This window comes from Rhodopseudomonas sp., from assembly GCF_036404135.1.
In the GTDB taxonomy this organism is placed as follows: Bacteria; Pseudomonadota; Alphaproteobacteria; order Rhizobiales; family Xanthobacteraceae; genus Rhodopseudomonas_A.
This window is the reverse complement of sequence record NZ_DASWPE010000064.1, coordinates 1-18,802: the sequence shown is the minus strand read 5'-3', so window position 1 is coordinate 18,802 and position 18,802 is coordinate 1. Positions and strand designations below refer to the sequence as shown.

21 protein-coding genes are annotated in these 18,802 nt (G+C 66.4%); 13 read left to right on the top strand and 8 right to left on the bottom strand.

The annotated features are described in order from the left end of the window. Positions 1-74: 74 nt before the first annotated feature. Positions 75-476, top strand: a complete 402-nt coding sequence (locus tag VGC77_RS07330) for a helix-turn-helix domain-containing protein (protein WP_331170915.1) — start codon at positions 75-77, stop codon at positions 474-476. Here VGC77_RS07330 and dprA read toward each other — a convergent pair whose 3' ends face one another. From dprA to VGC77_RS07310, 4 genes are all read right to left on the bottom strand, one after another. Further along, positions 477-1,595 (bottom strand): DNA-processing protein DprA, encoded by a 1,119-nt coding sequence (dprA, locus tag VGC77_RS07325; protein ID WP_331170914.1) that lies wholly within the window; start codon positions 1,593-1,595, stop codon positions 477-479. It abuts the gene before it with no gap. A gap of 167 nt (positions 1,596-1,762) precedes the next feature. Further along, the gene (gene plsY, locus VGC77_RS07320) at positions 1,763-2,353 is read right to left on the bottom strand and encodes a glycerol-3-phosphate 1-O-acyltransferase PlsY (RefSeq protein ID WP_331170913.1); all 591 of its coding nucleotides are present in this window, start codon (positions 2,351-2,353) and stop codon (positions 1,763-1,765) included. A gap of 27 nt (positions 2,354-2,380) precedes the next feature. Beyond that, positions 2,381-3,682, bottom strand: coding sequence for a dihydroorotase (locus VGC77_RS07315; RefSeq protein WP_331170912.1), 1,302 nt, complete (start codon positions 3,680-3,682; stop codon positions 2,381-2,383). 4 nt (positions 3,683-3,686) lie between these two features. Continuing rightward, complete coding sequence (locus tag VGC77_RS07310; RefSeq protein ID WP_331170911.1) at positions 3,687-4,640, bottom strand: aspartate carbamoyltransferase catalytic subunit; 954 nt, start codon at positions 4,638-4,640, stop codon at positions 3,687-3,689. Positions 4,641-4,756: 116 nt separating this feature from the next. On the opposite strand from VGC77_RS07310, the gene VGC77_RS07305 reads away from it, so the two are divergent. From VGC77_RS07305 to VGC77_RS07290, 4 genes are all read left to right on the top strand, one after another. Next, positions 4,757-5,536 (top strand): M15 family metallopeptidase, encoded by a 780-nt coding sequence (locus tag VGC77_RS07305; RefSeq protein ID WP_331170910.1) that lies wholly within the window; start codon positions 4,757-4,759, stop codon positions 5,534-5,536. Between the two features lie 69 nt (positions 5,537-5,605). Further along, on the top strand, positions 5,606-5,875 hold the full coding sequence (locus VGC77_RS07300) for a BrnT family toxin (RefSeq protein WP_331170909.1): 270 nt from the start codon (positions 5,606-5,608) through the stop codon (positions 5,873-5,875). Next, positions 5,862-6,206 carry a BrnA antitoxin family protein gene (locus VGC77_RS07295; RefSeq protein ID WP_331170908.1) on the top strand — a complete coding sequence of 115 codons (345 nt, stop codon included), beginning with the start codon at positions 5,862-5,864 and terminating at the stop codon, positions 6,204-6,206. Before VGC77_RS07300 ends, VGC77_RS07295 begins: the two co-directional genes overlap by 14 nt. A gap of 181 nt (positions 6,207-6,387) precedes the next feature. Beyond that, positions 6,388-8,037: an acyl-CoA dehydrogenase family protein gene (locus VGC77_RS07290; RefSeq protein ID WP_331170907.1), complete on the top strand. Its 1,650-nt coding sequence runs from the start codon at positions 6,388-6,390 to the stop codon at positions 8,035-8,037. Between the two features lie 14 nt (positions 8,038-8,051). On the opposite strand, the gene VGC77_RS07285 is transcribed toward VGC77_RS07290, so the two are convergent. Then, positions 8,052-8,978 carry an AEC family transporter gene (locus VGC77_RS07285; protein ID WP_331170906.1) on the bottom strand — a complete coding sequence of 309 codons (927 nt, stop codon included), beginning with the start codon at positions 8,976-8,978 and terminating at the stop codon, positions 8,052-8,054. A 1-nt stretch (position 8,979) separates the two neighbouring features. After that, positions 8,980-9,471, bottom strand: coding sequence for a Holliday junction resolvase RuvX (ruvX, locus tag VGC77_RS07280; RefSeq protein WP_331170905.1), 492 nt, complete (start codon positions 9,469-9,471; stop codon positions 8,980-8,982). Positions 9,472-9,579: 108 nt separating this feature from the next. Between ruvX and VGC77_RS07275 the strand changes: the two genes are divergently transcribed. The 4 genes from VGC77_RS07275 (at position 9,580) to VGC77_RS07260 (ending at position 11,571) form a co-directional block, all read left to right on the top strand. Next, positions 9,580-9,816 carry a hypothetical protein gene (locus tag VGC77_RS07275; protein ID WP_331170904.1) on the top strand — a complete coding sequence of 79 codons (237 nt, stop codon included), beginning with the start codon at positions 9,580-9,582 and terminating at the stop codon, positions 9,814-9,816. A gap of 98 nt (positions 9,817-9,914) precedes the next feature. Further along, positions 9,915-11,030 carry a nitronate monooxygenase gene (locus VGC77_RS07270; protein WP_331170903.1) on the top strand — a complete coding sequence of 372 codons (1,116 nt, stop codon included), beginning with the start codon at positions 9,915-9,917 and terminating at the stop codon, positions 11,028-11,030. Positions 11,031-11,064: 34 nt separating this feature from the next. Continuing rightward, a complete protein-coding gene (gatC, locus tag VGC77_RS07265; RefSeq protein WP_331170902.1) occupies positions 11,065-11,352 on the top strand; it encodes an Asp-tRNA(Asn)/Glu-tRNA(Gln) amidotransferase subunit GatC in 288 nt (95 codons plus the stop codon). A gap of 12 nt (positions 11,353-11,364) precedes the next feature. Further along, a complete protein-coding gene (locus VGC77_RS07260; protein ID WP_331170901.1) occupies positions 11,365-11,571 on the top strand; it encodes a hypothetical protein in 207 nt (68 codons plus the stop codon). A 34-nt stretch (positions 11,572-11,605) separates the two neighbouring features. On the opposite strand, the gene VGC77_RS07255 is transcribed toward VGC77_RS07260, so the two are convergent. Both VGC77_RS07255 and VGC77_RS07250 read right to left on the bottom strand, forming a co-directional pair. After that, the gene (locus tag VGC77_RS07255; protein ID WP_331170900.1) at positions 11,606-11,845 is read right to left on the bottom strand and encodes a BrnA antitoxin family protein; all 240 of its coding nucleotides are present in this window, start codon (positions 11,843-11,845) and stop codon (positions 11,606-11,608) included. 4 nt (positions 11,846-11,849) lie between these two features. After that, positions 11,850-12,149: a BrnT family toxin gene (locus tag VGC77_RS07250; RefSeq protein ID WP_331170899.1), complete on the bottom strand. Its 300-nt coding sequence runs from the start codon at positions 12,147-12,149 to the stop codon at positions 11,850-11,852. A gap of 181 nt (positions 12,150-12,330) precedes the next feature. Between VGC77_RS07250 and gatA the strand changes: the two genes are divergently transcribed. The 4 genes from gatA to gatB all read left to right on the top strand — a co-directional run bounded on the left by gatA (position 12,331) and on the right by gatB (position 18,185). Continuing rightward, positions 12,331-13,809 carry an Asp-tRNA(Asn)/Glu-tRNA(Gln) amidotransferase subunit GatA gene (gene gatA / locus VGC77_RS07245; protein ID WP_331170898.1) on the top strand — a complete coding sequence of 493 codons (1,479 nt, stop codon included), beginning with the start codon at positions 12,331-12,333 and terminating at the stop codon, positions 13,807-13,809. 73 nt (positions 13,810-13,882) lie between these two features. Continuing rightward, on the top strand, positions 13,883-14,980 hold the full coding sequence (locus tag VGC77_RS07240; protein WP_331170897.1) for a sensor histidine kinase: 1,098 nt from the start codon (positions 13,883-13,885) through the stop codon (positions 14,978-14,980). A 190-nt stretch (positions 14,981-15,170) separates the two neighbouring features. Continuing rightward, entirely contained in the window at positions 15,171-16,553 is a 1,383-nt protein-coding gene (locus tag VGC77_RS07235) for a patatin-like phospholipase family protein (RefSeq protein WP_331170896.1), read from the top strand. A gap of 147 nt (positions 16,554-16,700) precedes the next feature. Beyond that, positions 16,701-18,185, top strand: a complete 1,485-nt coding sequence (gatB, locus tag VGC77_RS07230) for an Asp-tRNA(Asn)/Glu-tRNA(Gln) amidotransferase subunit GatB (RefSeq protein WP_331170895.1) — start codon at positions 16,701-16,703, stop codon at positions 18,183-18,185. Positions 18,186-18,802: the final 617 nt, after the last annotated feature.

The window sequence follows — 18,802 nt, the reverse complement described above, 5'->3', positions numbered from 1 at the left end:
TTGTAACTGACGCACTATGAGTGACTGCGAAAACCGCACAAGAAGGCACTATTTTGAAACTCGAGCACAGCGATTTGCCTGGGCACAGCGATGTAACCGTCGCGCCGGGGCCGCATCAGCACAGCGACTGCCGCGGCGTCGCGTCGGTGCTGTCGCGGGTCGGCGACAAATGGAGCGTGCTGGTGATCATGATGCTGGGCGAACGGCCGCTGCGCTTCAACGAACTCAAGCGGATGATCGGCGGCATCTCGCAACGCATGCTGACGCTGACCTTGCGCGGGCTGGAGCGCGACGGCCTCGTCACCCGCACGGTGTTTCCCACCGTGCCGCCCCGCGTCGACTACGCACTCACCGAGCTCGGCCGCGGTCTCAGCACGCCGGTCAAAGAGCTCGGCGAATGGGCCAAGCAGCATCTGCCCGACATCGAAGGCGCGCGGCAGCAGTTCGATCGCCGTCATTCGACTGAGCAGGCGTAGTCAGAGCAGCGACACCAGCCCGCCGCCATGGCGCTCCAGCCGGCCGGCGAGTTCCAATTCCAACAGCACGGTGCGTGCCACCGCCGGCGATACCCCGGCGAGCCGCACCAGATCGTCGAGCCGGATTGGGCTCGGACCGAGTAGCGCGACGATCTTGGCGCGGTCGCCTTGCGCCGGCTCGTTCGGTATCGACACCTCGTCCGGCTCGCGGCTCGGCAGCTCGATCGGCCGCTCCAGAATCGGCGCCACCGCGTTGACGATGTCGGCGGCCTCGGTGATCAGCTGGGCGCCCTGCTTGATCAGGTCATTGGTGCCGGCGGCGCGCGGGTCGAGCGGCGAGCCCGGCACCGCGAACACCTCGCGGCCTTGTTCGGCGGCGATCCGGGCCGTGATCAGCGAGCCCGAGCGATACGCCGCCTCGATCACCGCGACGCCGAGCGCGACGCCCGAGATCAGCCGGTTGCGGCGGGGGAAATCCCGCGCCCGCGGCACGTGGCCGAGTGGCATTTCCGAGATCGCAGCGCCGCCCTGATCGAGGATCGCAGCCAGCAGCCCATCATGCTCCGGCGGATAGACTTTGTCGTGGCCGCCGGCCAGCGCCGCCACAGTGCCGCTGCCGAGACTGGCGCGATGCGCGGCCTGATCGATGCCGCGCGCCAGCCCGGAGGCGATCACGAAGCCGGCGTCGCCGAGGTCGCGGGCGAGTTGGCCTGCGAATTTCAAGCCGACGCCGGAGGCATTGCGCGAGCCGACGATGGCGATCATCGGCCGCATCAGGGTGTCGGGCGCGCCGCGAATGCCGAGCAGCGGCGGCGCGTCCTCGATCAGCGCCAGCCGCGGCGGATAGCCGGCTTCGCCCGGCGCCACCAGGTTGACGCCGATCCGTCGGCCGGCGCTGAGTTCGAGGTGGGCTTCATGCTCGCTGACGATGCGGCCGGGGCGGGCGGCACCGCCGCGGCGCGCCAGCTCGGGTAGCCGCTCCAGCGCCGCGCGCGCCGAACCGAAATGATTGACCAGGCTGCGAAAGGTGCGCGGGCCGACATTGTCGGAGCGGATCAGCCGCAGCCAGTCGAGCCGCTGCGCGTCGGAAAGATGGGTGGTACGTTGCTCGTTGTCCACGCTGGTTCGCCCCCAGCGGAGTTTTGCGCAAGTTTTGCGTGTGGACAAGGGAGCAGACAGCCGAACGACGCGATCGTCATCTCCCGCGAGAGCGGGTGCCCCCGTATCGCGGAGCGCTAACTATTTACCGCAAGGCGGGCGGCAGAGCGCGGCGCTAACCGTCGGCGCTACTTCTTCTCGCCGATCTTGCCTTCGGTGCCGGCCAACAGCCGCCTGATGTTGTCGCGGTGCATCCAGAACAACAGCAGGGTCAGGATCGCGAACAACGAGGCCAGTTGGAGATGGCCGAACCACCACAGGAAGATCGGGGTGACGAAGGCGGCGACCAGCGCCGACAGCGACGAGTAGCGCGTGGTCAGCGCGGTGCCGAGCCACAGCACGCAAAATACCAGCGCGCCGAACGGCAGAAGCCCGAGCAGCACGCCGATATAGACCGCGACGCCCTTGCCGCCCTTGAACTTCAGCCATACCGGAAACAGGTGGCCGAGGAAGGCGCCGAGCGCGGCCAGCATCGCCGCGTCCTCGCCGCCGAACGCAAACGCGATCAGCACCGCGGCGGTGCCCTTCAAGGCATCGCCGAGCAGGGTGGCGGCGGCGAGGCCCTTGCGGCCGGTGCGCAGCACGTTGGTGGCGCCGATATTGCCGGAGCCGATCGAGCGCAGATCCTGGGTGCCGGCCATCCTGGTGAGGATCAGCCCGAACGGGATCGAGCCGAACAGATAGCCGATCAACAGCGCGGCGATGTCAATCAGGATCATCGGTGTTCACCTCTGGGTGCGGCGCGCTCAGACGTGCTCATAGACGGTGCGGCCGCCGACGATGGTGCGGGCGACGCGTCCGGTGAACTTGGCGTCGTCGAACGGCGTGTTCTTGCACTTCGACTTCAGTTCGTTGGGATCGACGACCCAGGGCACGTCGGCGTCGATCACGATCAGGTCGGCCGGGGCGCCGGCGCGCAGGCTGCCGCCCGGCAGGCCGAGCAGTTCCGCAGGCCGTGTCGACATCGCCCGGATCAGCGTCAGCAGATCGAGCTCGCCGGCATGGACCAGCCGCAGGCCGGCGGGCAGCATGGTCTCGAGCCCGATCGCGCCGGCTGCGGCCTCGGCGAACGGCAGCCGCTTGACCTCGACGTCCTGCGGATTGTGGTCCGACATGATGACGTCGATAAGACCTGAGGCGACCGCGGCGACCAGCGCCCGGCGGTCGTCCTCGCTGCGCAGTGGCGGCGACAGTTTCAGGAACGAGCGATACGGGCCGATGTCGTTTTCGTTCAGCGTCAGATGGTTGATCGAGGCCGAGGCGGTGACCTTGAGCCCGGCGTCGCGGGCGCGGCGCAGGATCTCGATCGACTCTACGCAGGTGATCGAGGCGGCGTGATAGCGCCCTCCCGTCAATGCCACGAGGCGCATGTCGCGCTCCAGCACCACCGCTTCGGCGATGTTCGGCACCCCGATCAGGCCGAGCCTCGAGGCGAGTTCGCCCTCGTTCATCACGCCTTCGCCGACCAGATTGGGGTCCTCGGTGTGATGCACGATCAGCGCGTCGAAATCGCGCGCATAGGTCAACGCGCGGCGCATCACCTGGGCGTTCATCACACTTCTGTCGCCGTCGGTGAAGGCGACCGCGCCGGCGGCTTTCAGCAGCCCGATCTCGGTCATCTCGTGGCCGGCGAGATCCTTGGTCAGCGCCGCCATCGGATGGATGGCGACGATCGCGGTATCGCGGGCCCGCCGCAGCACGAAATCCACCGTCGCCGAATTGTCGATGGTCGGCGAGGTATCGGGCTGGCAGATGATGGTGGTGATGCCGCCGGCCGCAGCGGCCTGGCTCGCCGACGCAAACGTCTCGCGATGGCCGGCGCCGGGTTCGCCGACGAAGGCGCGCATGTCGATCAGGCCGGGAGCCACGATCTTGCCGGCGCAGTTGATGATGTCGGTGCCTTCCGGCACTCCGGCGGCGCCGATGCCGCGGCGGGAGTCCCGGATCACGCCGTCGGCGATTAGCACGTCGCCGATGCCGTCATGGTCGCGCGAGGGATCGATCAGGCGGGCGTTGGCGAGCAGGATCGGGCGGCGGTCTGTCAACATGTCATCACGCATTGGGCAAATTGCGCGCGAGCGCTTCCAGTACGGCCATGCGGACCGCAACGCCCATCTCGACCTGTTCACGGATTAGGGATTGCGCGCCGTCGGCGACGATGGAGTCGATTTCGACGCCGCGATTCATCGGCCCGGGATGCATCACCAGCGCGTCCGGCTTGGCATAAGCGAGCTTCTTCTGGTCGAGGCCGAAATATTGGAAATATTCCTGCGAGGAGGGCACGAACGAGCCGTTCATGCGCTCGCGCTGCAGCCGCAGCATCATGACAATGTCGGCGCCGTGCAGGCCCTCGCGCATGTCGCGCGCCACCTCGACGCCCATCCGCTCGATGCCGGGCGGCAGCAGCGTCGACGGCGCCACCACGCGGACCCTGGCGCCCATGATGTTCAGCAACAGCATGTTGGAGCGGGCGACGCGCGAATGCACCACGTCGCCGCAGATCGCGATGGTGAGGCCTTCCAGCCGGCCCTTGTTGCGGCGGATGGTGAGCGCATCGAGCAGCGCCTGGGTGGGATGCTCATGGGCGCCATCGCCGGCATTGACCACCGCGCCGTCGACCTTGCGCGCCAGCAGTTCCACCGCTCCGGAGGCGTGATGCCGCACCACCAGGAGGTCGGGGTGCATGGCGTTCAGCGTCGCCGCGGTGTCGATCAGGGTCTCGCCTTTGCGCATCGACGACGACGACACCGACATGTTCATGACGTCGGCGCCGAGCCGTTTGCCGGCGATCTCGAACGAGGACTGCGTCCTTGTCGAGGCCTCGAAGAACAAATTGACCTGGGTACGACCGCGCAAACTGGTGCGCTTCTTGTCGATCTGGCGGTTCAGCACGACATATTCTTCGGACAGGTCGAGCAGGCCGGTGATATCGGCGGCGGAAAGGCCCTCGATGCCCAGCAGATGCCGGTGGGCGAGGACAAAACTGGATTTCGGTGCAGGGGTCATTAAAGCGAGAGCTATAGGCAGACAGCCCAGGGTGGGCAAGCGCGATTTGCTCGGCTTGGAGTTTTCCCCCGGTCAGTCACCCAGGGCCGGATTTCGAGCAAAGGCAAAGCCAAACAATGGAAAAAGCCGTGCTGCGCAACTTCGCGCGGATCGTCGTCGGGCTGTTTGCCGCGGCCCTTTCGGTTCCGGCGGCGGCGCAGCCGCTGCCGGACGATCTGGTGCTGTTGCGCGCCATCGACCCGAGCATCCAGCAGGACCTCCGCTATGCCGGGGTCAACAATTTCATGGGGCGGCGGATCGCCGGCTATGACGGCGCCGAATGCGTCGTCAAACGCCCGGTCGGGCTCGGCTTACGCGAGGTGCAGCGCGAACTGCGCGGGCAAAACCTGTCGCTGAAGATGCTGGACTGCTACCGCCCGGTTCGCGCCTCGCGCGACATGGTGGCGTGGGCGCAGGACGGCCGCGAGACCGCCTTCGAGCGGCGCTACAATCCGGGTTTCTCCAAGCGCGAGCTGTTCCGGCTGGGCTACATCGCCGAGCGCTCCGGGCATTCCACCGGCGCCGCCGTCGATCTGACGCTGGTCGACCTGACCGCGCCGCGCGGGCCGGCGTTCGATCCCGCCAAGGCCTATGCCGATTGCACCGCGCCGGAAGCCTTGCGCGCGCCGGAGGGAGCCGTCGAGATGGGCACCGGCTATGATTGCTCCGACGCCAAGGCGCATACCGCCTCGCGCGCCATCACGCCGCGGCAGCGCCAATGGCGCGACACCCTGAATGCGGCGATGGCCCGGCACGGCTTCGTCAACTACGCCAAGGAGTGGTGGCATTTTTCGCGACCCGGGATGGGCGATCTTCAGGCCTATGATTTTGCGGTGCCGGGGCGGCGCGGGAATTAATGCTGCCCGGCCTCGGTCGATCCGGACCTGAGGTCTTGATAAAAGTCTAGATCGCCGTCATCATCGGCTATGCAGTTTGACTGGAACCCGGCCAAGCGCAGCAAGACGCTCAGCGAGCGAGGCATCGACTTCGCCGATGTGCTGGCGGGATTTCTCGACCCCGACAGAAAGGTGGTCCGGGATCAGTGCAAGGACTACGGCGAGCTGCGTTACAACATGCTCGCCAAGGTCAATGGTCGTCTGTTCCACATCACCTTTACAGAACGCGGCGAGATCACCTGGATCATCTCGGCGCGCAAAGCCAATCAGCGGGAGCAACGTCGCTATGAGCAAAGCTAAAGTCCGCGCCGTGCTGGTCGATGGTCGGGCCTATCAGAAAAAGCCGGACGGCAGCCTGGTGCCCTTGAAAGGCAAGACCGATTGGGCGCGGCTCGACCGGCAAAGCGCGGCGCAGGTCGAGGCGGTCGCGGCGCGCGACCGCGATGGCCCGCCGATGACCGACGCAGAATGGGCGGCGGCCGCGATCGTGCAGCCGCAGAAGGTCGCCGTCGGCATCAAACTCGATGACGACGTGCTCGGCTGGTTCAAATCGCAAGGCAAGGGTTATCAGACCAGGATCAATTCCGTGCTGCGGCGCTACTACGAGGCGCATCGCAAGGTGGTGCGGTAGATCGGGGCGGCCGCTGCACCTGTGCGCTTACCGTCCGAACCTGGTTATTCCGTGGCGTGGACGGCTGCGATGGCCGTTGGCGCATCTCGGCAGGAGCCACGGCGGCGTGGGGACTAGACGATCGCCCGAAAGCCGTGACAGATCAGCTTTGCTACAACAAGAAACGCAAGGGGCAGGCAACATGACCAAACCCAGCTTCGCCACCCACGACGTCTACAATCAGTCGCCGCCGTTCGAGGACGTCGATCTGTTCGCGCTCGACCGGCCGCTGGTCGATGCGGTGACGGCGTATGGCGGCGGCTCGGCCGCGGCGGACCTGTCCGCGTTCGGGCGCGAATGGGGCTCGGCCGCGATGGCCACGCGCGGCCGTCTCGCCAACGAAAATACGCCGAAGCTGAAAAGCTTCGACGCCCGCGGCGTGCGTCGCGACGAGGTCGAGTTTCATCCGGCCTATCACGAGGCGATGGCGGCGAGCATGCGCGCCGGGCTCCACAACTCGACCTGGACGGCCGAGGGCAAGCCCGCCGGCGGCGCAGCGGAAGTGATCCGCGCGGCGAAGTTCTATATGGCCGCGCCGGTGGAGGCCGGCCACCTGTGCCCGATCACCATGACCCGCGCCGCGGTCGGCGCGCTCGCCGCGCAGCCGGATCTGTTGGCCAAGCTGATGCCGGTGATCGCGACGCGGACTTACGATGCAAGCTTCAAGCCGTGGCAGCACAAGCGCGGCATGACGCTCGGCATGGGCATGACCGAAAAGCAGGGCGGCACCGACGTGCGCTCCAACTCCACCCGCGCCGAGCGCGACGGCGATGCCTTTCGGCTGATCGGCCACAAATGGTTCATGTCGGCGCCGATGAGCGACGCCTTCCTGGTGCTGGCGCAGGCCGAAGGCGGGCTGACCTGTTTCTTCACCCCGCGCTTCCAGCCGGACGGTTCGGTCAACGCGCTGCAGTTCCAGCGCCTGAAGGACAAGCTCGGCAACCGCTCCAACGCCTCCTCCGAAGTCGAGTTCACCGGCGCTTATGCGCAGCGGGTCGGCGGCGAGGGCCGCGGCATCCGCACCATCATCGAGATGGTGCAATTGACGCGGCAGGATTGCGCGATCTCCTCGGTCGGTTTCATGCGCGCCGGGTTGGCGCAGGCGCTGCATCACGCGCGGCATCGCAGCGTGTTCCAGAAGCGGCTCGCCGATCAGCCGTTGATGCAGGCGGTGCTCGCCGACATGGCGCTGCAGGTCGAGGCTTCGGTGGCGCTGGTGATGCGGCTGTGCGCCGCGTTCGATCGCGCCGGCAGCGACGAACTCGCCGCGGCCTGGATGCGGCTGCTGACGCCGGCGGTGAAATACTGGATCTGCAAGAGCGCGCCGCCTTTTCTCTATGAAGCGATGGAGTGCCTCGGCGGCAATGGCTATGTCGAGGAGGGCGTGCTGGCGCGGCTCTATCGCGAGGCGCCGGTCAACGCGATCTGGGAAGGCTCCGGCAATGTGATGTGCCTCGACGTGCTGCGCGCGCTGGCCCGCGAGCCGGATCTCGCCGCCACCGTGTTGCAAGATCTGATCGCAGAAACCCGCGGCCTTGTCGGTGCGGCGGAGGCGGCGGCATTCATCGGCAAGACATTCCAGCGCCCGGACAGCGAGCGCGTCGCCCGGCTGTCGGTCGAAATCCTCGCCAAGCTCGCCGCCGCAGCAGCCCTGAACGGCGTGCATCCGCAGCACGCCGAGCTGTTTGCTGCAACGCGGCTGACACCGTCGCACGGCCAGATGTATGGCGCCATCGACCTCGACGTGACGCAGGCGCGCCAGCTGTTGGAGCGGGCGTTGCCGGTGGCGTAATCAGCGCAACGCGCTTACGCCGCCAGCGCGATGAACAGCGGCATGGTGAACACCGCGAGGCTGGTCTGCAGCGTCAGGATCTGCGCCAGCAGCGCCGCGTCGCCGCCCATCTGCCGCGCCAACACGTAGCCGTTCGAGGCGCTCGGCACCGAGGCGCAGCACGCCACCACCGCGAGGTTGGTGCCGGACAGGCCGAAACCGAGGCCAAGGCCGGTGGCGATCAGCGGCATTACCGCGAGTTTCAAGCCGACGGTGATCAGCGCGGCGGGCTTCGGTTTGCGTAGGCCTTCCAGATGCAGCCCGGCGCCGACCACCAGTAGGCCGAGCGCCAACGAACAGCGCCCCAGCGCATCGGCGAAGTCATGCAGCGGCCGCGGCACCGGGATCTGCGCGAGGTTGATGGCGAGCCCGATCAGGCAGGCCCAGATTAAAGGATTGCGCGCGATGGCGAGCAGGATGCTCGGCCACCGCAGCCGCATTGGCGCGGCGTAATGCGCCAGCACGCCGACGCTGAACACGTTCAGCAGCGGGATCATCGCCACCATGGCCACCGAGGCCAGCGTGATGCCGACGTCCCCATAGAGATTGCCGGCCACCGACAGCGCGACGAAGGTCTGCCAGCGTGTGGCGCCCTGAAACACCGAGGAAAACGCCGGGCCGTCGACGCCGAACCGCCGCGCCAGCCACGGCCGCAACACCAGGCACAGCGCCGACATCGCCACCACCGCCAGCAGCAATGCGCCGCCGACGCCTGCGACCGGCACCGCGGACAGATTGGCGCGCGACAGCGTGTCGATCAGCAGCGCCGGAAACAGCACGTAATACACCAGTTGCTCGATCCCGCTCCACGGCTTGTCGTCGGTGAGCATCACCCGCCGCAGCCCATGGCCAAGCACGATCAACAGGAACACCGGCACCAGCGCGCCGAACACCATCGGCATGTCAGTTGGTCCGGGAGGCGGCGTTGAGCACCGCGAGGCGGTCGAGCGCGCCCTGCAGGATGAAGATCGCGGCGTGTTCGTCGATCACCTTGGCGCGCTTGGCGCGGCTGACGTCGTTGGCGATCAATTCGCGCTCTACTGCGGCGGTCGATAGCCGCTCATCCCACAGCCCGATCGGCAGTTCGGTAAGGCGCGCGAAATTGCGGGCGAAGGCGCGGGTGGATTGCGCGCGCGGGCCTTCGCTGCCGTCCATGTTGATTGGCAGGCCGAGCACGAAGCCGACCGCGTTGCGTTGTTGCGCGAGCAGCAACAGCCGCGCGGCGTTGGCCTTGAACGCGGTGTGAATGATGGTCTCGACGCCGGTGGCAAGCCGACGATCGGGGTCCGACACCGCGACCCCGATGGTCTTGGTGCCGAGGTCGAGGCCGATCAACGCGCCGCGCAGGGGCCAGTGGGGGGCGGCTTCGATCAAAGGAAGGATGGCAGCGGGCATCGCTTCGCATAGCATGGCGCGCGCGATTGCGAAAACGGATTGCGATCGACGGCCGGGACTGCGATGAATCTCGCAACGCCGGCCACGGGGGCGATTGATGGACAACAGATGGACGCGCTGACGCTGTTCGGATTGGTCGCGGTGACCGCGATGCTGGTCTGCTATGCCATGGAACAGCGCAGCCATTGGTACGTGCTCGGCTTCGCCTTGGCCTGCGCGCTGGGCTCGATCTACGGATTCCTGCAGGGCGCCTGGCCGTTCGGGCTGGTCGAGGCGATCTGGGCCGGGGTGGCGTTGCGGCGCTGGATGCTGAAGCCGCGCACCCTGCAAGCCGGTGGCGGATAGCCGGCACCGTTGGCGCCGTGCTAGGCTGGTCGCGGCCCCGGCAACGACGCCCGCCACTCCCTTTCAGCCTCTTCCCATCAGCAAGCGAGCAGACCCGCATGTGGCCGAACCGCCGACTTCTCGACCTCTTCAAGATCGAACTGCCGATCGTGCAGGCGCCGATGGCCGGCGCGCAGGACGCCGACATCATGATCGGCGCGGCGACCGCCGGCGCGTTGCCGTCGTTGCCCTGCGCGATGCTCTCGGCGCAAAAGATCCGCGAGCAGGTCGGCATCGTCCAGCAACGGCTGCGCACGCCGCTCAATCTGAACTTCTTCTGCCACACCGCGGTCGACGCCGATCCGCAGCGCGAGGCCGGCTGGAAGCGGCGGCTCGCCGCCTATTACCATGAATACGGCGTCGATCCCGCGGCGCCGATCGCGGCCGCCAACCGCGCGCCGTTTGATGCTGCGATGTGCGAACTCGTCGAGGAGCTGAAGCCGGAAGTGGTCAGCTTCCATTTCGGTCTGCCGGAGCCCGCGTTGCTCGAGCGCGTCAAGGCCACGGGCTCCAAGGTGATCGCCTCGGCGACCATCGTGCGCGAGGCGATCTGGCTCGAGGAACGCGGCGTCGATGCGGTGATCGCGCAGGGCGCCGAAGCCGGCGGCCATCGCGGCATGTTTCTCACCGACGCGGTCGCCGAACAGCCCGGGCTGTTCGCGCTGCTGCCGCAGGTGGTCGACGCCGTGCGCGTGCCGGTGATCGCGGCGGGGGGCATCGCCGACGGCCGCGGCATCGCCGCGGCCTTTGCGCTAGGGGCATCGGGCGTACAGATCGGCAGCGCCTATCTGCGTTGTCCGGAATCCAGGCTGAGTGCCCTGGCGCGGGCGGCGCTCGGGCAGGCGCACGACGATTCCACCGTGATCACCAATGTGATGACCGGACGGCCCGCGCGGGGCATCGTGAACCGGGTGATGCGCGAGGTCGGGCCGATCTCGCCGGATGCGCCGGCGTTTCCACATGCCGCCACCGCCTTGGAGCCGCTGAAGGCCGCCGCGGAACAGCAGAGCAGGGTGGATTTCAGCAATCTGTGGGCCGGGCAGGCGGTGCGGCTCGGCCACGACTTGCCGGCGGCGGATCTGACACGGGCGCTGGCCGGCGCGGCATTGCTGCGGCTGAGCCGGCTCGCCGGGCACGCCGCCACGGTTGCGACGCCAAACCGCTCTCTGCTATAGGGCGGGCTGCAATCTCGCGGGAAGGCGTTATATAATGTCCGTCGATGCCACCACCGTTCGCCGTATCGCGCATCTGGCGCGTATCGCGGTGAGCGATGCCGAAGTTCCTCACCTGCAGGGCGAGCTCAATGCGATGCTGGCCTTTGTCGAGCAGTTGAGCGAAGTCGATGTCGACGGCGTCGAGCCGATGACCTCGGTGACGCCGATGCAGATGAAGAAGCGCGCCGACATGGTCAACGACGGCGCGATCGCCGACCAGGTGGTCGCCAATGCGCCGGCGACCGAGGATCATTTCTTCCTGGTGCCGAAGGTCGTCGAATAGCCGGGAAAGCCGATGTGCCTGCTCTGCAACGATGACGCGGCCTATCTGGCCTATATGAACTACCTCGACGCGATGCAGCGCCAGGGCGAGGCCGCCGATCCCGAGAAGGCGATGGGCGCGGTGCTCGACCAGCTCGAGAGGGCCGACAAGGCCAAGCGCGACAAGCCGGAAAACGACATGACGCTGTCGCCGTTCTTCTGCAGCCCGGTCAACAAATAACCCTCGCAAGATCCGCCTGCATTTCCGCGCGCGGTCACGCCTTCTTCAGCTTGCGGACCCGGCGCAAATCGGCGTTGATCTGCGACTGCCAGCCGGCGCCGAGCGCGCGGTAGGCCTCCAGCACATCCACATCGAGCCGCAGCGTCACCGAGCTTTTCGGCTTGGCGCCAAGCGGCGGCCGGCCGCGGCGCAGCACCTTGTTGCCATCGCGCACTTCGCCGCTGCGAAAGAATTCATCGAGCAGTTCCGGCGCGTCGTCGGGGTCGTCGGTCAAAGCTTCACCGAAGATCGGGGATTTGCCCAAGGAGCGCGTTCCAGCGGGCTTCTTCTTTGCCATGGCAATGCCTCATCGAAATCACGTGGCGGCTTGCGCCGCGCTCGGTCCAGACCATCACCACCATGCGCCCTTCGACGTGACCGGCGGTGATATAACGCACCTCGCCATAGTCGAAGCGGTCGTCGACTTTGGTGACTGTGCGACCGGCAAAGACCTTCGATGCGTCGGTCGCGAAGTCGAGGCCGCGGTGGTGCAGCGTCCAAAGCCGTTTGGCCGGGTCGAAGCTGATCGTCGATACCATTTATGTAACTACGTAAATGGGTTGCGTCAACGCTTATGTCACCCCGGAAACATCGCCGGCACAATTGCTTCATTTTCCACAAGCGCTGTGCTAGCCAGCCGGCGTGGTCGATACCCGGTGGGTGCCCCCGTTTCGTGGGTATCGTTCCAATGAAATCAATCATCTAGGTTGTATCCTCGCAATGACCGACCTGACATCGCTGACGCTCGCCGAGGCCCGTGACGGGCTGGTGGCCAAATCCTTCAGCTCGCTGCAATTGACCGACGCCCATCTGGCGGCGATCGAAGCCGCGCGGGCGCTGAACGCCTATGTGCTGGAAACGCCGGAGCAGGCGCGCGGCATGGCGCAGGCCGCCGATGCCAGGATCGCCAAGGGCGAGGCCGGGCCATTGGAAGGCCTGCCGCTCGGCATCAAGGATTTGTTCGCGACCAAGGGCGTGCGCACCACCGCCTGCTCGAAGATCCTCGACGGCTTCACGCCGCCGTATGAGTCGACCGTGACCTCGCAGCTGTGGCGCGACGGCGCGGTGCTGCTCGGCAAATTGAACAACGACGAATTCGCGATGGGCTCGTCGAACGAGACCTCGTGCTTCGGCCCGGTGGTCAATCCGTGGCGGCGCCAGGGCTCCGACGCCAAGCTGGTGCCGGGCGGCTCGTCGGGCGGCTCGGCCTCGGCGGTCGCGGCCGGGCTGTGCCTCGGCGCCACCGCGACCGACACTGGCGGTTCGATCCGGCAGCCCGCGGCATTCACCGGCACGGTCGGCATCAAGCCGACCTATGGCCGTTGCTCGCGCTGGGGCATCGTGGCGTTCGCCTCCTCGCTCGACCAGGCCGGCCCGATCGCGCGCACGGTTCGCGACAGCGCGATCCTGTTGCGCTCGATGGCGGGCTACGATGCCAAGGACTCCACCTCGGTGGATTGCGCCGTGCCCGACTACGAGGCCGCGGTCGGCCGATCGGTGAAAGGCATGAAGATCGGCATTCCGAAGGAGTATCGCATCGCGGGGATGCCGGCGGAGATCGAGAAGCTGTGGAAGGACGGCGCCGACTGGCTGCAGGCGGCGGGTGCGGAATTGGTCGAGGTGTCGCTGCCGCACACCAAATACGCGCTGCCAGCCTATTACATTGTCGCGCCGGCGGAGGCCTCGTCGAACCTGGCGCGCTATGACGGGGTGCGCTACGGCGCCCGGGTCAACGGCCGCAACATCACCGAAATGTATGAGAACACCCGCGCCCAGGGCTTTGGCGCCGAGGTCCGCCGCCGCATCATGATCGGCACCTATGTGCTGTCGGCCGGCTATTACGACGCCTATTATCTGCGGGCGCAGAAGGTCCGCACGCTGATCAAGCGCGATTTCGAAGATTGCTTCGCGCAGGGCGTCTCGGCGATCCTGACCCCGGCGACGCCGTCGGCGGCGTTCGGGATCGGCGAAAAGGGCGGCGCCGATCCGGTGGAAATGTACCTCAACGACATCTTCACCGTGACGGTGAACATGGCCGGGCTGCCCGGCATCGCGGTTCCCGCGGGCCGCGATAGCCAGGGCTTGCCGCTCGGGTTGCAACTGATCGGGCGTCCGTTCGACGAGGAGACGCTGTTCTCGCTCGGCGAGGTGATCGAGCAGGCCGCCGGCCGTTTGATCGCGGCAAAATGGTGGACCTGACCTCCGGGCATGGTTCTTGCGTTGCATTTGACCATGAGTTTGGTCATGCTCTGGCGATAGGAATGGGCCGCGTATGAGCGCTGACGAGGGACTGCCAGCTTCCGAACAGGTCGATCAGATTCTGGGGTCGTCGAAGCTTGTCTCGGCGATCGAGAACGACAAATACAAACATCTGCTGGACGCCGTTCCGGTGGCGGTCGCGGTGTCGAGCGGCTCCGGCGACGAGCAGTGCATGGTCTACGCCAACCGCGCCTTCGAACAGCTGTTGTCGCTGCCACCCGCCGAGGTCGAGGGCCAGCGCTGGGTGTTTCTCGACGGCTTTCGCGACGAAGACAATCCGACCCGGACGCTCGGCGAGGCGATCCGCGACAGCGAGGATTTTATCGGCGTGTTTCGCCCAGTGGCGCCGGCCGACCGACTGGTGATCGTGCAGGCCTATGCCTCGGTGATCGAGAGCGAGGACGGCGTGGAGAATTTCCGCATCGCCGCTTTGGTCGACGTTGCCGGGCGCGAGCGGGCGCAGATCGAGGAGTTCGAAAACCAGATCCGCGATCGCGACATGCTGATGCGCGAATTGCAGCACCGGGTGAAGAACAATCTGCAGCTGATCACCGCGCTGGTGCGGCTCGAAGCGCGCTCGGCGGCGGAGGGCGAGCAGGTGGCGCTGGCGCGGCTGGCGAGCCGGATCGATGCCCTGACCGTGCTGTACCGCATCCTGTCGGCGGAAAATGCCGTCGGCGATATCGATCTCGGGCAATATCTGGCGGACGTCGCCGACGCGGTGATGCAGGCCAACGCCATGCCGGGGATCGAAATCAACGTGCAGGCCGGTTACTGCCCGCTGTCGATCAACATCGCGATGCCAGCCGGGCTGCTGGTCAACGAGATGCTGACCAACGCGCTGAAATACGCCTTTGTCGGGCGCAGCAGCGGCAAGATCAAACTGATCTGCACCGCGGAAGCCGGCCGTGTCACCGTGATCGTCGCCGACGACGGCGTCGGGCTCGGCGACAATGTGGCTTGGCCGTCGCCGCGCAAGCTCGGCGCCTTGATCCTGCAGACCTTGAAGGAAAACGCCAAGAACGTCTCGTTCCGCGCCGAAAGCATCCGCGGCCAGGGCACGTTCTTCACCTTCGGTTTCGACCTCGGCGCGGCGCCGGCGCCGAATTAAGCGGCTGTTCGGCCATGCTCAGGCCTCGTTGCGGGCGTCGATGGTCGCCCGGCACAACGGTTCATTAAGGTGAACTGAACCTTTCGGCCGCACAGTCGAGGCTTCGCCAGGCTGCAGCGCGGCCGAACTCAACCGCGACGCTTCGCCCGAAGCCACGCCCGGATAGGAACGCGCGAGCGTTGGATCCTCGATGAACTGGCTGCGTTCTCCCTTGATGCTGGCGGCGGCCTGTGTGGCGCTGGCGGGCTGTGCCTCGGTCTACAACCTTCCGGTGAACGTGCCGCTCGGCACCAGCGCGGCGGTGAATTCGCCGGTGTCCTTCGAAGCCGATCGCGAGAGCGACGACGTCGTGGTCGGGCTGTCGTTCTCCGGCGGCGGCACCCGTGCCGCGGCGTTTTCCTTCGGCGTGCTGCAGGAGATGGACCGCACGCCATTGCGCGGCGCCGGCGGCTCGATGCTGGATCGCATCGACTTCGTCTCCGGGGTGTCCGGCGGTTCGGTGACGGCGGCGTATTTCGGCTTGAAGAAGCGCGCCGCGCTTTCGGATTTCCGCGAGCGCTTCCTGTTGCGCAACGCCGAGGAGGGGCTGCAGACCTCGCTGACGCTCGACACCATCGGCCGCGCCTTCTCCGGCGGCGTCAACGATTCGGTCGGCTTCACCAAATGGCTCGACGCCAATCTGTTTGACGGCGCCACCTTCGCCCGGTTCCGCGAGTCCCGACCGCAGATCTGGATCAATGCCTCCGACATCTACAATCGGGTGCCGTTCGTGTTCGGCGCGGTGGCGTTCACCGCGATCTGCAGCGACCTGTCACGCTATCCGATCTCGAGCGCGGTGGCAGCTTCCGCCGCGGTGCCGATCGCGTTTGCGCCGGCGGTGGTCCAGGCGTTTCCCGGCACCTGCAACGACCCGCTGCCGCCGTGGATTCTGCGCGCCGCTGCCGATCGCAACGCGGCGCCGATGCTGGGCTCGTTCGCCAAGGCGATCGTGCGCTATCGCGAGGGCCAGGTGCCGTTCATCAAGCTGCTCGACGGTGGCCTGGTGGACAATTACGGCATCTCCGGCTTTACCATCGAGCGACAATCCTCGACCACGCCCTACGGGCCGCTCACCCCGCAACAGGCGGTCAAGCTGCGGCGCGGCATGTTCCTGGTGGTCGACGCCAAGGCCGGCATCGCCGGCGACTGGGTGCGCAACGTCGAGGGTCCGAGCGGCGTCGAACTGATCAAGGCCGCGGTCGATACCACGATGGACGCCAGCGTCGGCGCCAGCTATTCGGCGTTCGACCGCACCATGGCCGACTGGCAGCAGTCGCTGGTGCGCTGGCGCTGCGGATTGTCGGCGGCGGAGCGCGCGCGCTACGGCGTGCGGCCGGGCTGGAATTGCAAGGACGTGAAATTCTTCATCGGCCGGCTCGGCTTCGATCAGCTCGATCCGTCGCGCGCCACCCAGCTCGAGGCGGTGCCGACCCGGTTTCAACTGCCGCCGCAGCAGGTCGACGACGTGATCGCCGCCGGCCGCGATGTGCTGCGCGCCAGCCCGACCTTGCGGGCGTTCGCCGCGAGCATGTGAGCCGCGGGCCGGGTGCCCGGGGCTGCAAAGCATTGATCGGCTTGCCTGGTGGGCCTAAATGTCTGTTGCCGGAAAACCCCGCGGGGGCGTGGCAATGCCCGCTGCCTGGTGGCATCCTGCTCGCCATCGACTTTCGAGAACGGACCCATGAACGCACCTGTCAAACCATCGAATCTGATCAAGGGCGCCACCGGCGACTGGGAGATCGTGATCGGGCTGGAGGTCCACGCCCAGGTTTCTTCGAACTCCAAGCTGTTCTCCGGCGCCTCGACCGAATTCGGCGGCGACCCCAACGCCCACGTCTCGCTGGTCGACGCGGCGATGCCGGGGATGCTGCCGGTGATCAACGAGGAATGCGTCAGGCAGGCGGTGCGCACGGGGCTCGGCCTCAACGCGCAGATCAACCTGCGCTCGACCTTCGACCGCAAGAACTATTTCTATCCCGACCTGCCGCAGGGCTACCAGATCAGCCAGTACAAGTCGCCGATCGTCGGCGAGGGCGAAGTGCAAGTCGACGTCGCGGACGGCGACGGCGTCAAGGTCGGCATCGAGCGGCTGCATCTGGAACAGGACGCCGGCAAGTTGCTGCACGACCAGAACCCGACGATGTCGCTGGTCGATCTCAACCGCTCCGGCGTGGCGCTGATGGAGATCGTCTCCAAGCCGGACATCCGTTCGGCGGACCAGGCCAAGGCCTATGTGACGAAGCTGCGCACCATCCTGCGCTATCTCGGCACCTGCGACGGCGACATGGAGAAAGGCTCGCTGCGCGCTGACGTCAACGTCTCGGTGCGTAAGCCCGGCGGCCCGCTCGGCACCCGCTGCGAGATCAAGAACGTCAATTCGATCCGCTTCATCGGCCAGGCGATCGACTATGAGGCGCGTCGCCAGATCGGCATCCTGGAAGACGGCGGCGCGATTGATCAGGAAACCCGGCTGTTCGACGCCGGCAAGGGCGAGACCCGCTCGATGCGGTCGAAGGAAGAGGCGCACGACTATCGCTACTTCCCCGATCCGGATCTATTGCCGCTGGAGTTCGATCAGGGCTTCGTCGATGCGCTGAAGGCGGAGCTGCCGGAACTGCCGGACGCCAAGAAGGCGCGCTTCATCGCCGATTTCGGCCTGTCGGCGGAGGATGCCGGCGTGCTAGTCGCCGAGCGCGAGAGCGCGGAGTTCTATGAGACGGTGCTGGCGCAGCTCGCCAATGCCGACCGCGATGGCAAGCTCGCCGCCAATTGGGTGATCAACGAATTGTTCGGCCGGCTCAACAAGGAGGGTGCGGCGATCGCCGCCTCGCCGGTGTCCGCGGCGCAACTGGCCGCGATCGTCGATCTGATCGGCGAGGCAACGATCTCCGGCAAGATCGCCAAGGAACTGTTCGAGATCGTCTGGACCGAAGGCGGCGATCCGCGGGCGCTGGTCGAAGCGCGCGGCATGAAGCAGGTCACCGACAGCGGCGCGATCGAGAAGGTGGTCGATGACATTGTCAACGCCAACCCCGACAAGGTCGCGCAGGCGCAAGCCAAGCCGGCATTGATCGGCTGGTTCGTCGGGCAAGTGATGAAATCGTCGGGCGGCAAGGCCAATCCGCAGACCGTCAACGAGCTGTTGAAGCGCAAGCTCGGGCTCTGACGCTGCCGCGCGGTCGGCGACGCCGAGGTTTTGCGCTGCGACGAGGCGTCGATCGCGCGGCGATCAGGCGACGCGGCGGCCCTGAGCACGCAAATCCGCGGCGCGAATCACCTTGGCCGATTCGCCGAAAACGCCCGGTTTTGTGGGGCTCTCGGCGACACCAAGGTGGAAAGCCAGAAAATTTTTTCGTTGCCAAAAATCCCGACTCAGAGTCTGCGCTTGGCGATTCCGTCGCGACGCGACGACTCGCAATGTCGAGCGTGGTTATTACTTCACTTAACTTGCGAATTACAAAAATACCTGTGGCACAAGGGCTTTCTGCAATCTTGACATTCGTCGACGTAGCTTTTTCGCGCACTATTTGCATCGCGCGGCGCTGGCGCAGCGTCGATGCGCAACAACGCAAGGCGCGCGCGGCGACATAGCGCCATCAACACTTCCTTAAGCGGGACACTGTTTTTTCTAATGTGTTGGTGTATTCGGGTTGTAGTGCATTTCGATTCCCGGGTGCACGCAGCGTTTAAGCCATCTCACTTATCGGAGGGCACCATGGCCAAGAAAGCTAAGAAGGCAGCGAAGAAGGCGACCAAGAGCGCGGTGAAGAAAACCGCCAAGAA

Excerpts from the sequence above, each read along its gene's own strand:
- VGC77_RS07240 (WP_331170897.1), top strand. The coding sequence starts at position 13,883 with ATGAGCGCTGACGAGGGACTGCCAGCTTCCGAACAGGTCGATCAGATT.
- VGC77_RS07275 (WP_331170904.1), top strand. The coding sequence starts at position 9,580 with ATGGACGCGCTGACGCTGTTCGGATTGGTCGCGGTGACCGCGATGCTG.
- VGC77_RS07290 (WP_331170907.1), top strand. The coding sequence starts at position 6,388 with ATGACCAAACCCAGCTTCGCCACCCACGACGTCTACAATCAGTCGCCG.
- VGC77_RS07270 (WP_331170903.1), top strand. The coding sequence starts at position 9,915 with ATGTGGCCGAACCGCCGACTTCTCGACCTCTTCAAGATCGAACTGCCG.
- VGC77_RS07295 (WP_331170908.1), top strand. The coding sequence starts at position 5,862 with ATGAGCAAAGCTAAAGTCCGCGCCGTGCTGGTCGATGGTCGGGCCTAT.
- VGC77_RS07310 (WP_331170911.1), bottom strand. The coding sequence starts at position 4,640 with ATGACCCCTGCACCGAAATCCAGTTTTGTCCTCGCCCACCGGCATCTG.
- VGC77_RS07235 (WP_331170896.1), top strand. The coding sequence starts at position 15,171 with ATGAACTGGCTGCGTTCTCCCTTGATGCTGGCGGCGGCCTGTGTGGCG.
- plsY (WP_331170913.1), bottom strand. The coding sequence starts at position 2,353 with ATGATCCTGATTGACATCGCCGCGCTGTTGATCGGCTATCTGTTCGGC.
- VGC77_RS07315 (WP_331170912.1), bottom strand. The coding sequence starts at position 3,682 with ATGTTGACAGACCGCCGCCCGATCCTGCTCGCCAACGCCCGCCTGATC.
- VGC77_RS07285 (WP_331170906.1), bottom strand. The coding sequence starts at position 8,978 with ATGCCGATGGTGTTCGGCGCGCTGGTGCCGGTGTTCCTGTTGATCGTG.
- VGC77_RS07305 (WP_331170910.1), top strand. The coding sequence starts at position 4,757 with ATGGAAAAAGCCGTGCTGCGCAACTTCGCGCGGATCGTCGTCGGGCTG.
- gatC (WP_331170902.1), top strand. The coding sequence starts at position 11,065 with ATGTCCGTCGATGCCACCACCGTTCGCCGTATCGCGCATCTGGCGCGT.
- VGC77_RS07260 (WP_331170901.1), top strand. The coding sequence starts at position 11,365 with ATGTGCCTGCTCTGCAACGATGACGCGGCCTATCTGGCCTATATGAAC.
- VGC77_RS07300 (WP_331170909.1), top strand. The coding sequence starts at position 5,606 with ATGCAGTTTGACTGGAACCCGGCCAAGCGCAGCAAGACGCTCAGCGAG.
- VGC77_RS07250 (WP_331170899.1), bottom strand. The coding sequence starts at position 12,149 with ATGGTATCGACGATCAGCTTCGACCCGGCCAAACGGCTTTGGACGCTG.
- ruvX (WP_331170905.1), bottom strand. The coding sequence starts at position 9,471 with ATGCCCGCTGCCATCCTTCCTTTGATCGAAGCCGCCCCCCACTGGCCC.
- gatA (WP_331170898.1), top strand. The coding sequence starts at position 12,331 with ATGACCGACCTGACATCGCTGACGCTCGCCGAGGCCCGTGACGGGCTG.
- gatB (WP_331170895.1), top strand. The coding sequence starts at position 16,701 with ATGAACGCACCTGTCAAACCATCGAATCTGATCAAGGGCGCCACCGGC.